This window comes from Nonomuraea sp. NPDC026600 (genome assembly GCF_040638335.1).
In the GTDB taxonomy this organism is placed as follows: domain Bacteria; phylum Actinomycetota; class Actinomycetes; order Streptosporangiales; family Streptosporangiaceae; genus Nonomuraea.
In genome coordinates this window covers 33,620-48,328 of sequence record NZ_JBEZYD010000006.1, presented here as the reverse complement: position 1 = coordinate 48,328, position 14,709 = coordinate 33,620, and the positions used below count along the sequence as shown (strand labels likewise).

Below are 14,709 nucleotides of genomic sequence, written 5' to 3'. Positions count from 1 at the left end.
CTTACTCCAGGCGGACTACGGCGTCCATACACCTATCTGCCCCCAGTGTTACCCATGCTGGGCCGCGTCCAGCGGAGTTCTACAGGTTATGGAGTTTGCACCTACCGGTCGGTATGTCCTTCCTGCGATGATGGCGCCGCAAGCCGCATACAGGGAGGAAGGCGCTCATGCTCAACCTGTCGATCGTCCTGGAGGACAGCGCCAGGAACACCCCCGACGGCACCGCCATCGTCTTCGGTGACATGCGGCTGCCGTACTCGATGATCGACACAGTGGCGAACCAGGTGGCGAACCTGCTCGTCTCGCGTGGCATCACCAAGGGCGACAAGGTCGCTCTCGCCTGCCCGAACCTGCCGTACTTCCCCTTCGTCTACTACGGCATCCTCAAGGCGGGGGCGACGGTGGTGCCGCTCAACGTGCTGCTGCAGTCGCGGGAGATCGCCTACCACCTCGACGACAGCGACGCCAAGGCGCTGTTCTGCTTCGAGGGCACGCCCGAGCTGCCGCTGGGCGAGCGGGGCAGGGCCGGGTTCGAGGGGGCCGAGGGCTGCGAGCATCTGTTCGTGCTGCCCGCCACGCCGCTGGCGACCGAGTCGGAGTACGGCGAGTCGATCTGGGCGGCGCTCGGCGGCATGCCCGGCGAGTTCGAGACCGTGCAGACGGCGCCCGACGACACCGCCGTGATCCTCTACACCTCCGGCACCACCGGCCAGCCCAAGGGCGCCGAGCTCAGCCACCAGAACATGCTGCTGAACGCCATGGCCAGCGACAAGATGTTCCCGCGCGGCGACGGTGGCGACACCTATCTGGCGGTGCTGCCGCTGTTCCACTCCTTCGGCCAGACCGTCGTCATGAACACCGGCTTCCTGCGCGGCGCCACCGTCGTGCTGATGCCCCGCTTCGAGCCGGGCGAGGCGGTCGCCCTCATGCGCAAGGAGAGTGTCACCTTCTTCGCCGGGGTGCCGACGATGTACTGGGGCATGCTCACCAAGATCCACGCCGAGGGCGCCGAGGTGCCGACCACGCTGCGGATCGCCGTGGCGGGCGGGGCGTCCTCTCCCGTCGAGGTGCTGAAGGACTTCCGGCAGACGTTCGGCCTCGACATCCTGGAGGGGTACGGCCTGTCGGAGACCTCCCCGGTGGCCAGCTTCAACCAGCTCGGCCGGCCCACCAAGCCGGGCACGGTCGGCACCCCGATCTGGGGCGTCGAGATGAAGCTGATCGACGGCGACTGGAAGACCATCGAGGGCGAGGGGCCCGGCGAGATCGCGATCCGCGGCCACAACATCATGAAGGGCTACTACGGGCGCCACGAGGCGACGGCCGACGTGCTGCGGGACGGCTGGTTCCGTACGGGCGACATCGCCACCCGCGACAGCGACGGCTACTACTCGATCATCGACCGCTCCAAGGACATGATCATCCGTGGCGGGTTCAACGTGTACCCGCGCGAGCTCGAAGAGGTCCTCATGACCCACGAGGCGGTCTCGCTGGCGGCCGTCGTGGGCGTGCCGCACGACTCGCACGGCGAGGAGATCAAGGCGTACATCATCCGCACGCCCGACTCGACCACGACCGAGGAGGAGCTGATCGCCTGGGCCAAGGAGAACATGGCGGCCTACAAGTACCCGCGCGTCGTGGAGTTCCGCGACGCGCTGCCGATGACCGCCACGGGCAAGATCCTGAAGCGCGAGCTCAGGTAGCCCTGTTCTCCTGCCTGGCTCCCGCCTAGCGGGACCGCTGCGCGACGACGGCCCGGCCCATCGCCGGGTCGTCGCAGAACGCGCCGTCCACGCCCAGGTCGAGCAGCCTGGTCAGCCAGCCCATCACGTCGCCGGTGGCGCGCGGGAAGGCAGGGCTGGCCGGGTTGCCCAGCCGGTAGTCGAGGGGGAGCTGGGAGTTCTCGTTGCGGATGGTCCACACGTGCACGTCCAGCCGCCTGCGGTGGGCGTCCTCGACGAGCGTGGTGGGCTCCACCAGCTTGCCGTCCGCGCCCACCGGCACGACGCGGCGGGTGTCCACGCCGATCCCGTTCGCGTACGAGGCCACCTCGCGCAGCCCCTCGGGCTTCACCATGTCGTCATAAGTACGCTGATCACCGGCCGCGACCCAGTCGTACGGCGCCCCGCCGAACGTGATGAGCTGGATCAGCGGCAGCCTGGTCTTCTTGCGCAGCTCCCGCAGGTTCGCGGTCTCGAACGACTGGATGTAGGCCTTGCGCACGTGGTTGGCGTTCAGGATGTCGAGCAGCGGCTCCTCCAGCGACAGGCCGATGGAGTCGAAGTACGTCGGATGCTTGGTCTCGGGATAGACGCCCACGCCGTGGCGCTGCGCGAGCCGCACGACCTCCTCGAACGTCGGGATCTCCGCCACCCCGTCGAAGGCCGTGTTGTCGGGCCGCAGGTCGGGCACGCGTTCCTTGGCCCGCAGCGTCTTCAGCTCGGCCAGCGTGAAGTCCTCGGTGAACCAGCCGGTGATCGGCCGCCCGTCGACCGTCTTGGTGGTGCGCCGGTCGGCGAACTCAGGATGCGCCGCCACGTCGGTGGTGCCGGTGATGTCGTTCTCGTGCCTGGCCACCAGGATGTGGTCCTTGGTGGAGACCAGGTCGGGCTCGATGTAGTCGGCGCCCATCGCTATGGCCGCCTCGTACGAGAGCAGCGTGTGCTCGGGACGGTGGGCGCTGGCGCCACGGTGACCGATGACGACGGGGGCCTGACCGCGGCGCTCGGCCGTGGCGGCGTGAGGCTGAAGCATCACGACGGCGACCGTACCACCGGTCAGGACGGCCAGGGCACTCGCGAATAATCTGCGCGTCAGCATGCCGCGTACGGTAAACGGGCAAGGTGGCCGGTGAGTGACGACCGGGCACACAGCCGTCGATCACCTCGTCCTGGCCGGCACCCGGCGGCGGCTCGGCGAGCTGCTGAGTGGCTATTCTGAGGCGGAATCAGCGATCTTGTTCGACTTCTCCCACCGGGCCGCGGCGGCCTGTCCGGAGGCGACGGACGAGCTCATCGACAGCAGAAAGGGCTGACACGCGTGCTGGCGCTCTTCGACCTGGACAACACCCTGATCGACCGCCTCGACGCCTTCCGGCGCTGGGCCGCCGAGTTCGCCGCCGAAAGGGGGCTGGGCCCGGCGGATGTGGCCTGGCTGATCGAACTGGACGCCGACGGCTCCTTACCGATGAACACTTTCTTCACCCACGTCCGCGAGCGGTTCGCGCTCGCCGAGTCGGCGGACTCGCTGTGGCGTGGCTACCGAGACCGCCTGCCGCACCTCGTCACCTGCCGCCCCGCCGTACTCGAGTCCCTCGATCGGCTGCGCCTGTCCGGCTGGATGGTGGGCATCGTGACGAACGGCATGACCGACAACCAGTACGGCAAGATCCACCACAGCGGACTGGTGGACCGGGTGGACGGCTGGGCCATCTCGGACGCCGAGGGCGTCAGCAAGCCGGCGGCCGAACTGTTCGAGATCGCCGCCCAACGGTGCGGCACCACGCTGGCGGGGGGTGGCTGGATGGTGGGCGACGACGTGGAGAAGGACGTGGCGGGCGGGCGGGGCGCGGGTCTGCGCACGATCTGGATCGACCGCGGCCTGTCTCCGGGGCGATCCCCGGGAGCGGACCATGAGGTGACCGACGTACTGGACGCGATCGCCGTGCTTGGTGCCGACCTTTAGCTCACGGGAGGCCGCCCAGGGGATGTCGCATCAGGCGTTGGACCGGCCAGGAGCCGATGGGAGGTTGCCGAGCAGGGCGTCGAGAGCGCCGGGCTCGGCCACACCGCCTGCCGCCAGGACGACGCCCTGCCGGTCGGTCAGCACCGCGTACGGCGGCCAGGGGATGCCGTGACGGTCGAACACCCCGGGATCGATGACCAGGGGCAACTCGACCTCGTGCGCGGCGAGGTAGTCGCGGACCTGCCCCTCCTCCGCGGCGCTCACCAGGACGACGTCCACCCGCTCCGCCGCGACGAAGGCGGGCAGCATCGCGCTGCAGACGCCGCAGGTCGGCCCTATCAGCGCGTACAGGACGCCGGGCTTTTCAGAGGTGAGGGCCGCGGCCTGTGGGGTCACGTCCCAGTGGCTGCCGGGGCGGGGGCCGACGCGGCCGCGCTCCACGGCCCCGATCAGCCGGGCCGGCAAGAAGGTCAGCGCGAGGTAGGCCGCTCCCACCAGCAGGTGGACGAAGGTGAACGGGGAAGCCCCCGCGACGGCGGCCATGACCGCCAGCGCCGCGAGCAGGCCGGTACGGGTCATGGTGGCGGGGCCGACGAGGTCGTGGTCGCCGAAGCAGCCGCAGCCGACGGTCAGCCCGCGCCGCAGCACGGACGCCATTGCAGCGAGGAAGGCGGCGAACAGCACCACCGCGAGGAGTGCGCCCCAGCGCCGGGTGGGTGGCGCGGTGAGCAGCCCGGCCGCCGCCAGCTCCGCACCCACCACCGTGACGGCGGCGGCGAGCGTGAGCCGCTGCGGGATCAGCTGGTAACCCGCGATATCGGCGGCGAACCCTGGCAGGTCACGGACCTTGCTCACGGCCGCGTACAGGAGCACCGCGATCAGAGCCGCGTAGGCCGACGCCAGAAGGATCACCGGATCGCCTCGGAACCCTCACAAGAGGTCATGTGACCGCCTCCCGGTAGGCCTGGGCTTGGAGGGTGTACATGTCGGCGTAGGAACCGCCCTTCTCCATCAGCTCGGCATGCGTGCCCTGCTGGGCCACCCGCCCGTGGTCGAGGACGTAGATGCGGTCGGCGTACCGGACGCTGGCGAGGCGGTGCGTGATGAGGACGATGGAGCGGCCGTCGGCGTGCTTGCGGATGCGCTCGAACAGGGCGTGTTCGGCGCGTGCGTCCAGCGCGGAGGTCGGCTCGTCGAAGATCACCAGGGCGGCGTCGCGATAGAAGCCACGGGCCACGGCGATCCGCTGCCACTGCCCGCCCGACAGGTCGTGGCCGCCTCGGAAGCGCTGGTCGAGCAGTGAGTCATACCCTTGCGACAGCCCGGCCACCACCTCGTCGGCCCCGGCGGCGGCCGCGGCGGCGGCCAGGCGCTCTTCGTCCAGCGGGCGGCCCATGAGGATGTTCTCGCGGAGGGTCAGCGGCCAGCGGGTGTGGTCCTGGGCGATCACCGAGATGAGCCCGCGCGTGTCGAGGTCGGCCAGGTCGGCGCCGTCCCAGCGGATCGCCCCCGAGTCCGGCCGGTACAGCCCGGCGAGCAGCTTGGCCAGCGTGGTCTTGCCGGAGCCGTTCTCGCCGACCAGGGCGATGACCTCGCCGAACCCCACCGAGACGCTGACCCCGGTGAGCGCGGGACCACTCGCCCCCGGATAGCTGAACGTCACCTGGTCGGCGGTCAGCCGCCCGGACGGTTCCGGTGCCGCCGTACCGGATGGCTGTCGCACGCGCGAGGCGGCCAGCGCGCGGAACGACAGGTAGTCGCCGAAGTAGAGGCCCGCCTCATACAGCCGGTTCATCATCTGCACCAGCCCGGCAAGCGACATCTGGCCGGCGCGGATGGCCAGCACGGCCGCGCCCGCCACCGCGAGCGGGATGACGCCGACGGCCAGCAGCCCAGCGAGCGCGGCGTAGACGGCGACGGTCGCGGCGCCGGTCAGCAGGTCGCCGGCGGCCTTGGTGACGGCACGGCGGCGCGCGACGTCGAGCTGCACCTCCTGTTCGAGGTCGGCGACGTTCCCGTACTCGCCGAGCAGGAAGTCGCGCAGCGCGAACGCGCGCACCTCGGCGGCGGGCAACCGCTCGGCCATCAGGTCCGACAGCATGAACTTGCGCCGCCGCGCGGCCGACAGCCGGTAGTACGCCTGGTACTGCAGGCGTGCCGCCCGTATCGCGGCCCAGCCCGCGGGCACGACCGTGACCAGCAACAGCGGCGTCAGGAGCGGGTGCATGAGGCCGAGCGCCACGGCCGAGGCCAGCACGCCGACGGCTCCGCCGATCACGGCGACCGTCGCCTCGACCACGCCCGCGGCGTCGGGCACGCCGCTGTCACGGGCTCTGCGCATCGCGTTGTGGAACTCGTCGTCGTCGAACGCGGTCAGCTCCACCTGGGTGGTCAGCTCGAAGAGCCGCGTCTCGGCCAGCCGTTCGACCTGTACCTTGAGCCGCGCCTGAGCCCAGGTGGCGGCGGTCAGCAGCGTCCCGCGCAGCCCGGCGGCGGCCGCGACCAGCGCCAGCGAGGGCAGCGCCGCCCGGATGCGCTCGGGCGTCGGCCCGCCGGCGAACAGCGAGGCGAGCACGTCGGAGGTCGCGACCAGGCCGTAGACGGTGAAGACACCGGCCAGCAGGTTTCCGGCCAGCGCGATGATCGTGTCGCGGCGGTGGGCCTCCCACGCCATCCGCAACGCGGACATCACCAGGTACGGCAGGCGGCGCGCGATCTTCGACAGGCTCGCCGTCAAGAGTTCGTCGTCGTGGCTCTCCCAGTAGGCGACCGCCAGCCCCGACCTGTCCGCCGGAACGTCCGGGGGTCGCTTCTTCCAGAACGACTTCATGCGAGTGACCAGATCACCTAGCCAATCTAGGTGACCAATGTGTCAGCGTAAAGCCCTGTTGTAAATGACTTGTCCCGGAGGTGATGCGACCTGGCTCGCGTTGAGTGACGTCTGGACATGGTTGAGAAAATATGAACATAATGCGTCCGTTTGGCCGCGACAGGCGATTCCTATCGCGGTCAGGGCGCGGGTAACGGCCCCTACCCGGTGCCGTCCCGAGGCTCGAATCCACCATCGGCCACCCACCCGGTGGCCAAGGAAGGAGCCCTCATGTCCGTTCTTACACTTGAGCCCCGCGACGCAGGCGTTCTGGAGTACGAGGACCTCGCCATCGACTTCGAAGGCGAGCTCACCGCGCTGCTCCACGGACCACAGGCTTGCGTCAACACCTGCAAGCGCACCGTGTGCTCGACGTTCCCCTGCTGCCCTTCGATCGTGTAATCGCGCGGTAACGCGTTCGGCGTCTAAGGCGACGCACGACTTGTTCCGTAACGCGGCGGAAAGGCCATCGGCGCACTTCCGGTGGCCTTTCTTGGAGCATCCGGCCGCTCCGGCGCAGAAGGGGTTTTCCCGTTGACAGTAAATGTGGTTGTCACTCTTACCCATTTTGCCGAGTCGAATACTAGGGAAATCTACGAGGGCGACACCTGGGTCAGTGTTCACGACCCGCGTGCGACGACGCCCAACCAGGGCTGGAAGCTGCACGTCTCCGCCCGTCCCGGCACCCTGGCCGCCACGCTCGACCGGGTCCTGCCCGTCCTGGCCGGCGTGTCCTGCGACTTCAAGGTCGCCCTCTCGCCCGGCAAGCTCGCGGAACTCAACTCCGGAGACCTCGACCCGGGCGCGGTCGGCAAGGCCATCACCGTCTACCCGCAGCCGGACGAGGTCGTCCCGCTCGGCCACCGGCTGGCCGAGGCGCTGGCGGGGCTGACCGCGCCGCGCATCGTCAGCGATCGCAGAGTGCGCCCCGACGCGCCGGTCTATTACCGATATGCCCCCTTCGCCCCCCAGTACCGTGTGGACGAGAACGGCGACTTCGAGCTGATCATCGTCGGCCCGGACGGCGAGCACCTGCCGGGCGCGGCAGGACCCGAGTTCTCCTGCCCGCCGTGGGCGACCGACCCCTTCCGCCCGCAAGGCAGCGCCCCCGGCCCGTCCCGGGAGAGCGCCCCCGGCCCGTCCCGGGAGAGCACCGCTGGGCCTGATGCCGGCGAGGCGCCCGCCAAGCTGATCGGCAACCGGTACCGCCTCACGTCCGGCGTCATGCGCGGCCCGCGCGGCAACGTCTACCGGGCCGAGGACGCCGACGGCAGGCCGGTCGTGGTCAAGGAGTCCCGCGCCTACGTGGGCGAGAACGCCGAAGGCTGGGACCTGCGCATGTACCTGCGCAACGAGCTGCGCATCCTCAAGGCTCTGGACGGCGTCGCGGGCGTCCCCACGCCGATCGACCACTTCCGGCACGGCGACGACGAGTTCCTCGTGATGACCGACGCCGGCAGCCTGGACCTCAACCGGTTCGTCGGCGAGCAAGGCCGCTTCACCGAGGACGGCGGCGACAGGGACCTCGCCGTGCTGGCGGCCCGGTTGCTGGACGTGCTGGACGCCGTGCACGCGCGCGGCGTCGTCGTCAGGGACTTCTCCCCCAAGAACGTGGTGCTCGGCGAGGACGGCGCCTGCACGCTGATCGACTTCGGCAACAGCAGGTACGAGGAGCTGCAGCTGCCCGGGTGGAGCCGTGGCTACAGCGTGCCCGGCCAGCAGGAGGATCGTCCCTCCGAGCCCGCCGACGACTACTTCTCGCTCGGGGCGACGCTGTTCTTCGCGGCGACCGGGATGAACCCCATCATGATCGACTCCGTCCAGGCCCGGAACGTCGAACGGACGGTGATGTGCCTGGCACGGATGTTCCCCGGCGTCACGACGGGCGTCATCGGGCTGCTGCCCCGCCTGCTGAGCCTCGACGCCGAGGAACGTGTGGCGGCCGCGGCCGACATGAGGGCCGGGCGACCGAGCCGCAGTACGTCGCGGCCTGACGGGGTGCGGTTCAGCGGTGATCTGCTGTCGCGGGTCCTGGACCACACCACCCGCGCGTGCGTACGGTTCGCCGAGGGCCTGATGGACGGCCCGGCGGACCGCACGTCGAGCCCGCCGGTGACGAACGTCTACGGCGGGTCGGCCGGGATCGGCATGGAACTGCTGCACCACCCCGAGGCCAAGGCCGTCGCCGCCGACCTGGCCCGCTGGACGGCCCGCCTCATGCCGCCCACCGCGCTCCCCCCGGCGCTCTACTTCGGCCGAACCGGAACCGCGCTGTTCCTCGCCGCCGCGCGGCTGACCGCCGTCCCCGAACTGCCGGACCCCGGGCCGATCGTCTTGTCGGGCGAGCAGCGCGCGGACCAGGCGCACGGCGTCGCCGGGATCGGCGCGGGGCACCTCTCGCTGGCCGCGCTGGAACAGGATCCGCGCCACCTGGAAGTGGCCGCCGAATGCGCCAGGCTGCTCATTTCCGGCGAGGTGACGGACTCCAAGGACGCGGTGGCACCGGCCCAGGCCGGTTCGGGGGTGAACGTGGAGATGGCTTTCGCCCACGGCGCCGCCGGCTGCGCGGAGTTCCTGCTCTCCTACCACGAGGCCACCGGCGACCACGCCGCCGGGCAGGCGGCCAGGGAACGCTTCGAGTCGCTGGCCACCGCCACCGAGGCCATGCTCGGCGAGCTCACCGGGCCGGACGCCAAGGCCATGGGCGCGTCCTGGTGCCAGGGCGTCTCCGGCATCCTCGCCCCGCTGGCGCACGCGGCCGGCGCGTACGGCGAGGACCACTACCTCGATCTGGCGGAGCGTGGCGCCCGCGCGAGCCTGGCCATCGCGCCGCAGGCGTGGGTCGTGTCCCAGTGCTGCGGTCTGTCGGGCATCGGCGAGGCGCTGATCGACCTGGCGATGGCCACCGGCGACGACGGATACTGGCGGGGCGCCGAGGAGGTCGTCGAGCTGATGCTGATGCGCGCGGGCGGCGAATTCGCCGCACCGGTCTTCACCGGCAACGACCTCGACAAGCCCGGCTACACCTGGGCGACCGGCGCGTCCGGCGTCCTGTCGTTCCTCCGCCGCCTCGACCGCCGCACCGGCGCTCGCCTGTGGACGGCGAACTGGCGCCTTCCTTAATGGATTACCAGCACTCCTTCACTGCGTCAGCATCGGATGTGCCGTCGCCTGGCAGCGTCAGGAGACGGCCGCGTGCAGGACATCGGCGAGCTCGCCGGGCGCGGACAGCATCGGCCAATGTCCGGTGGACAGGTCGAATCGGCGCCACGGCGCCTGGTTCAGGAAAGCCAGCATCGGCACCCCGGCATCCAGCAGCGCCCGGAAGTCGTTACAAGCGATCACAACGCGGTCCACGCCGGGCCCCGGCTCGGCCAGCCCGGTGAGCCGCTGCTCGTACGTGCCGAACGGCTGGGGCATGGCCTTCGCGCGCATGAGGTCGAGCTGGTCCTCGCTGAGCCCCTCCAGGCTGCCGAACGAGCCGAGGACCTCGATGGGCGGCATCGGCAGTAGCCATCCCTCCCCCTGATCGGCGACCTGCTTGCTCAGTTGCTCCGCCGCCTGCGGCGGCATGAGGTCCAGCATGCCCATTCCCTCGGCGAACGGGGCGCTGTCGAGGTAGACCAGACGCTCCAGCCGCGATCCCAGGCGCCCGGCGGCCCCGGTGACGGGGGCCCCGGCGTAGCTGTGCGCCACCAGGGTGACGTCGTGCAGACCGTGCTGTTCGACGGCCGTGACGATGTCGTCGATGTGGGTGTCCAGGTTCGTGTCCGGAGTCGCCTGGCCGGCGCCTTCGCCGAGGCCCGTCAGCGTCACCGGCAGCACCGTGTGGCCGCGTTCCCGCAGCGCAGGGGTGATGCCGTCCCAGGCCCAGGCACCCAGCCAGGCGCCGGGAACAAGTACGAAAGTAGCCACGCGATTCTCCCTTTCGAGGTGATGAGACGAGCGTAGGGGTGATACAGGACAGTTTCCGCCCTGTTATTGTGAGTGATCCATGTCTCATCCCCTGACGCGCGTACTCGCCCTTCTCGAACTCCTCCAAGCGCACGCTGGACTCACCGGCACCCAGCTGGCGGACCGCCTGGGCACTGATGTCCGCACGGTGCGCCGGTACACTGCGCACCTGCGGGAGCTCGGCATTCCGGTGGAGTCCGATCGTGGCCGTTACGGCGGCTACCGGCTGGCCCGCGGCTACCGGATGCCGCCCCTGGTGCTCACGAACGACGAGGCCCTCGCGGTCGTCCTGGGTCTGCTCGCCGGCGAACGGCTGGGCATGAACAGCACCGCACCGGCCGGCGCCGGCGCCCTGGCCAAGATCGAGCGAGTACTGCCGCAGGCCCTGCGGGAGCCGCTCGCCGCCATGCGCGACACCCTGTCCTTCACCGGCAACACCGTGAACGCGCAGGTCCCCGAAACCGGCGTCCTGCTGGCTCTGGCCCAGGCCTCCCGCTCCCGCCAAAGCGTCGCCCTGCGCTACCGGTCCTGGCGCCAGGAACACAGCGAACGCGACCTCGACCCGTACGGCGTGGTCTTCCACACCGGGCGCTGGTACGTCATCGGCCACGACCACCTCCGCGACAGCCTGCGGACTTTCCGCATCGACCGAGTCGCCTCCGTCACACCCCGCGACGCCACCTTCACCACCCCCGCCGGCTTCGACCCGGTCACCCACCTCCTCGCCACCCTGACGCAGGCCCCCTACCGCTGGCAGGTCGAAATCCTCATCGACGGCCCTCTTGGTGAGATCGCGCGACGGCTACCGAACAGCATCGCCACTCTCACCGCCCAGCCCAACGGTGTCCTGATGCGCGCCCGGGCGGAACGGCTCGACGGCATGGCCCACCTCCTCGCCTCCCTGGAATGGCCCTTCACCATCCATAGCCCCGACGAACTGCGCCAAGCCCTCAAGGACCTGGCGCGTCAACTCACCGCGGCCGCCGAACGACAACCGGAAACCCCGCCGCGGTGAATCACGGATTCACCGCGGCAGGGCTCAGGAGGAGATGTCGGTGGGCAACTGGGTGAAGCTCGCACGATAGGCCCGGGGCGTGAGCCCCACCCGGCCGACCATGTGCTTGCGGAGGGAATCCGCACTGCCCAGACCGCTCTTCTCGGCCACCAGATCCATGGGCAGCTCGGTGGTCTCCAGCAGTTCCCTGGCCCGGTCGACGCGCCGGTGCAGCAGCCACTGCAGCGGGCTCAGCCCGGTCTCCGCGTGGAAGCGCCTGGTCAGCGTCCGCACGCTCGTCCTGGCGTGACCGGCGAGGTCGGCCAGGGTGAGCGGGCGATCGAGATGCGCGAGCGCCCAGGCCCGGGTGGCGGCGAGTGAGGTGCCACGCTCGGGAGGCAGCGGGGTCTCGATGAACTGGGCCTGGCCGCCCGGCCGTACGGGAGGGACGACCGCGAGCCGCGCGGCCGCGTTGGCGACCGCCGCGCCGTAGTCGATCCTGACCAGATGCAGGCAAAGGTCGATGGCGGGCAGGGTTAAGACTGTTGCCCGATTTCCCTATCAAACCTTAACGTTCGGCTATGATCGCTAGATGGCTCTGTTGAGGTTGGCCAAGGCAGCGGAACGGTTGGGCGTTGCCCCAGCGACGTTGCGCGCATGGGCCGACCAGGGACAGATGCCGTTCACGTGGGTGAGTAAAGCGCAGCCGGAGCGTCGATTCGCGGAAGCGGACTTGGACGCGTTCCTTGGCGTGGCGGCTCCGGTTCGGGCGCGGGTTGAGGTTGCGTATGTGCGGGTGTCGGGGACATTGGGGCAGCCGACGTCTCTTGCCGCGCAGGAAGACGAGCTGCGGCGGTCCTCGGTGTGCGGGATCACGCATGTGTACAAGGACCGGGCGTCGGGGCTGCGGGAGAACCGGCCCGGGCTGGCGAAACTCCTCAAGGACGCCGCCGCCGGGAACTTCACCGTGGTCCGCGTCACCCACGCCGACCGACTGGCCCGATTCGGCCTGTCCTGGCTCACCCAGGTGCTCGCCTGTCACGGGGTCAGCGTGGAGATCCTCCACGAGACGGGCAGCGCGGCCGGCAGGGAAGAGTTGCTCGCGGACTTCACATCGCTGATCGCGACGTTCGCCGGGCGGATGTACGGGATCCGTTCGAAGGAGGCACGCAAGCGGTTGCTGGAGCAGGCCGCCGCGCGGGCGGACGACGATCCGGTGGACCCCGATGCCTGAGCTGATTGCGACGGCGACATGTAGCGCCTACCGGGCGGTCGAGGAGTCGACCGGCGTCGTGGTCCGCACGCGGGAACTGGCCGCGCGGGTCGGGTTCCTGCTCGCTCTGGTTCAGGCTGCCGCCGCGACGGTGGTGGCCAGGCACTGGAACCCCGCCGATCTCGATCTGCTGGCCCGGGGCAAGAGTGAGGACGGACGCGCGTTGCCGTCCAACGGCTACATGGCATTGCGGCGCCTGGGCTGGATCGCGCTCTTCCCCGACGAGGTATACGTCTCAGACCGGGTCCGGCGCTGCGCGGAAGAGGAAGCCGCCCGCGCGTTGCGGCTGGCCCTGCACCGCCTGGCGATCGTCGAGGCGATTATTGCCACGTGGCCCGCAGATTCGCGCAAGCGCACCGACGCGGAATGGACGGCGCTGCGCGCGATGCTCCCAGAGGGGGTTACGGCGGCGGAGATCCGTAACCGCAGCCGGCAGATCCAGACCATCCTCGACCGGGAGGACGCGCTGCCGGGGTGTTTCACCGAGGCCGAAGATGCCCCGGTGAACGCGCCACAGGCGTTGCTCGCCGCCGCCGACCGGCAACTCCTCACCCTGACCCGGACCGCAGAGCGCACGGCGGAACTCCGCGTCCAACTCCCTGTGCAGGCCCTGCCGTCCTCCCGCAAGACATGGGCGTGGCACGTCATCCCCATCACGCTGCCCGCGCACGTTCCCGCCGACGCGCAGTTGTCCTCCCCAACACTACGGATCAAGAACGGGCGAATCTGCGTCGACCTGCCCTTCACCGTCCTGGTCCCGTTCGTCCCCTCCGCTGGTCACACCACCGCCATCGGCTTCGACTGGGGCGTCAATACCCTGCTGACCGGGACCGTCGGCCGCCTGGTGGGCGGGCGGGTCGAAACCGACGCTCGCCCGCTTGCCTACGATGCGAGCGTAATCTCCGCCAAGCTGCATCGCCTGCGTGGCCACCGCGAATACCTGGCCGCCAAGCGCACCCAGTACGCCAAGCTCCTGGCGGGTCTCACCGATGGCGACACCCGCCGAGCCGAACTGCACTCCCTGCACGAGCGCGCCGACCTCGCGCACAGCCACGCGTGTGCCAGGATCCGCAATCTCAACGACGCGCTTGCTTGGGGGGCTGCCCGGTGGGCCGTGGACCAGGCCGCCGCCGCCGGAGCCACGGTCGTCTACCTCGAAGACCTCGCCACATTGGAAGCCCGCGGCACCCGCCGGGGCAACGCCCGCCTGTCCGGGCAGGTCCGACGAAGCGTGGTAGACGCGATCCGGCACCTGGCCGCGAAACACCAGATCGCGGTCGTCACCGTCCCGGCCCGAGGCACGTCGAAATACTGTCCGCGGTGCGGGAACGGCAAGAGCGAACTCACGCACACGCCCGCCCCCGATCGGCTGGGCGAGCGGGGCTGGAAGTGGGCGCACTGCCGAAAGTGCGGTCTCTCCTGTGACCGGGACTGGGCCGCCGCCGAACGCATTGTCTCCCGAGGGCTCCTCGCCCAGCAAAACACCTGCACGGAGCGCAAGACGGGTAAGCGGGTCATCCGCACCGTGACCGAAGGAAACGTCACCCGCGTCCGCCGCCCGAAGAAGCCGACCCGTGCGGCCCGCCGCGCCCGACGTTCCGGCACCGACCTCCACCCCCGGCCCGAGAGTCGTAACAACCGGGCCAAGACCGGCCCCACCGCCAAGCGCCAGACTCAACCGAAACAGACTTCCAGCCAGATGCCCGACCGGCGTCTGGTGCCCGCCACCACCATCTCGGTGGTAAAGCGTCCGGCGGGCCAAGCATCCAAGGCACCCCAGCACAAGCCGGGGCGTACAGGGCTTGTACGGGATCCTCACCACCGAACCGGCTTCCACAAAGTGAAAATCACCCCCGTGCTCAACCTCGGTGAGTACGGAAGTGGCAGACACCACGCTACGCCCGTTCGAATTCCCTAAAGTCCTACTTCTTTAGG

13 protein-coding genes are annotated in these 14,709 nt (G+C 70.0%); 8 read left to right on the top strand and 5 right to left on the bottom strand.

The features are described from left to right. Nucleotides 1-167: 167 nt before the first annotated feature. Nucleotides 168-1,703 (top strand): long-chain fatty acid--CoA ligase, encoded by a 1,536-nt coding sequence (locus tag AB0F17_RS15865; RefSeq protein ID WP_358022510.1) that lies wholly within the window; start codon nt 168-170, stop codon nt 1,701-1,703. 25 nt (nt 1,704-1,728) lie between these two features. Here the strand turns inward: AB0F17_RS15865 and AB0F17_RS15860 are convergent, their stop codons facing one another. Next, a complete protein-coding gene (locus AB0F17_RS15860) occupies nt 1,729-2,820 on the bottom strand; it encodes a glycerophosphodiester phosphodiesterase (RefSeq protein WP_358022507.1) in 1,092 nt (363 codons plus the stop codon). A gap of 34 nt (nt 2,821-2,854) precedes the next feature. On the opposite strand from AB0F17_RS15860, the gene AB0F17_RS15855 reads away from it, so the two are divergent. Further along, nucleotides 2,855-3,034: a hypothetical protein gene (locus AB0F17_RS15855; RefSeq protein WP_358022504.1), complete on the top strand. Its 180-nt coding sequence runs from the start codon at nt 2,855-2,857 to the stop codon at nt 3,032-3,034. A 5-nt stretch (nt 3,035-3,039) separates the two neighbouring features. Beyond that, a complete protein-coding gene (locus AB0F17_RS15850) occupies nt 3,040-3,684 on the top strand; it encodes an HAD-IA family hydrolase (RefSeq protein ID WP_358022501.1) in 645 nt (214 codons plus the stop codon). A gap of 30 nt (nt 3,685-3,714) precedes the next feature. On the opposite strand, the gene AB0F17_RS15845 is transcribed toward AB0F17_RS15850, so the two are convergent. After that, nucleotides 3,715-4,596: a MauE/DoxX family redox-associated membrane protein gene (locus AB0F17_RS15845; protein ID WP_358022498.1), complete on the bottom strand. Its 882-nt coding sequence runs from the start codon at nt 4,594-4,596 to the stop codon at nt 3,715-3,717. A gap of 28 nt (nt 4,597-4,624) precedes the next feature. Continuing rightward, the gene (locus AB0F17_RS15840) at nt 4,625-6,514 is read right to left on the bottom strand and encodes an ABC transporter ATP-binding protein (protein WP_358022494.1); all 1,890 of its coding nucleotides are present in this window, start codon (nt 6,512-6,514) and stop codon (nt 4,625-4,627) included. Nucleotides 6,515-6,784: 270 nt separating this feature from the next. On the opposite strand from AB0F17_RS15840, the gene AB0F17_RS15835 reads away from it, so the two are divergent. Beyond that, a complete protein-coding gene (locus AB0F17_RS15835; RefSeq protein WP_358022491.1) occupies nt 6,785-6,955 on the top strand; it encodes an SflA family class IV lanthipeptide in 171 nt (56 codons plus the stop codon). 144 nt (nt 6,956-7,099) lie between these two features. Next, nucleotides 7,100-9,676 carry a class IV lanthionine synthetase LanL gene (gene lanL, locus AB0F17_RS15830; RefSeq protein WP_358022489.1) on the top strand — a complete coding sequence of 859 codons (2,577 nt, stop codon included), beginning with the start codon at nt 7,100-7,102 and terminating at the stop codon, nt 9,674-9,676. Between the two features lie 57 nt (nt 9,677-9,733). Here the strand turns inward: lanL and AB0F17_RS15825 are convergent, their stop codons facing one another. Beyond that, on the bottom strand, nt 9,734-10,468 hold the full coding sequence (locus AB0F17_RS15825) for an alpha/beta fold hydrolase (protein WP_358022486.1): 735 nt from the start codon (nt 10,466-10,468) through the stop codon (nt 9,734-9,736). Between the two features lie 79 nt (nt 10,469-10,547). Between AB0F17_RS15825 and AB0F17_RS15820 the strand changes: the two genes are divergently transcribed. Next, nucleotides 10,548-11,522 carry a YafY family protein gene (locus AB0F17_RS15820; protein WP_358022483.1) on the top strand — a complete coding sequence of 325 codons (975 nt, stop codon included), beginning with the start codon at nt 10,548-10,550 and terminating at the stop codon, nt 11,520-11,522. A 24-nt stretch (nt 11,523-11,546) separates the two neighbouring features. Here AB0F17_RS15820 and AB0F17_RS15815 read toward each other — a convergent pair whose 3' ends face one another. After that, complete coding sequence (locus AB0F17_RS15815) at nt 11,547-11,903, bottom strand: helix-turn-helix domain-containing protein (RefSeq protein WP_358023843.1); 357 nt, start codon at nt 11,901-11,903, stop codon at nt 11,547-11,549. 190 nt (nt 11,904-12,093) lie between these two features. Between AB0F17_RS15815 and AB0F17_RS15810 the strand changes: the two genes are divergently transcribed. Both AB0F17_RS15810 and AB0F17_RS15805 read left to right on the top strand, forming a co-directional pair. Continuing rightward, nucleotides 12,094-12,735: an IS607 family transposase gene (locus AB0F17_RS15810; protein WP_358022480.1), complete on the top strand. Its 642-nt coding sequence runs from the start codon at nt 12,094-12,096 to the stop codon at nt 12,733-12,735. Then, a complete protein-coding gene (locus tag AB0F17_RS15805) occupies nt 12,728-14,692 on the top strand; it encodes a transposase (RefSeq protein WP_358022477.1) in 1,965 nt (654 codons plus the stop codon). Before AB0F17_RS15810 ends, AB0F17_RS15805 begins: the two co-directional genes overlap by 8 nt. Nucleotides 14,693-14,709 lie beyond the last annotated feature (17 nt).

Excerpts from the sequence above, each read along its gene's own strand:
- AB0F17_RS15860 (WP_358022507.1), bottom strand. The coding sequence starts at position 2,820 with ATGCTGACGCGCAGATTATTCGCGAGTGCCCTGGCCGTCCTGACCGGT.
- AB0F17_RS15865 (WP_358022510.1), top strand. The coding sequence starts at position 168 with ATGCTCAACCTGTCGATCGTCCTGGAGGACAGCGCCAGGAACACCCCC.
- AB0F17_RS15805 (WP_358022477.1), top strand. The coding sequence starts at position 12,728 with ATGCCTGAGCTGATTGCGACGGCGACATGTAGCGCCTACCGGGCGGTC.
- AB0F17_RS15835 (WP_358022491.1), top strand. The coding sequence starts at position 6,785 with ATGTCCGTTCTTACACTTGAGCCCCGCGACGCAGGCGTTCTGGAGTAC.
- AB0F17_RS15840 (WP_358022494.1), bottom strand. The coding sequence starts at position 6,514 with ATGAAGTCGTTCTGGAAGAAGCGACCCCCGGACGTTCCGGCGGACAGG.
- AB0F17_RS15810 (WP_358022480.1), top strand. The coding sequence starts at position 12,094 with ATGGCTCTGTTGAGGTTGGCCAAGGCAGCGGAACGGTTGGGCGTTGCC.
- AB0F17_RS15820 (WP_358022483.1), top strand. The coding sequence starts at position 10,548 with ATGTCTCATCCCCTGACGCGCGTACTCGCCCTTCTCGAACTCCTCCAA.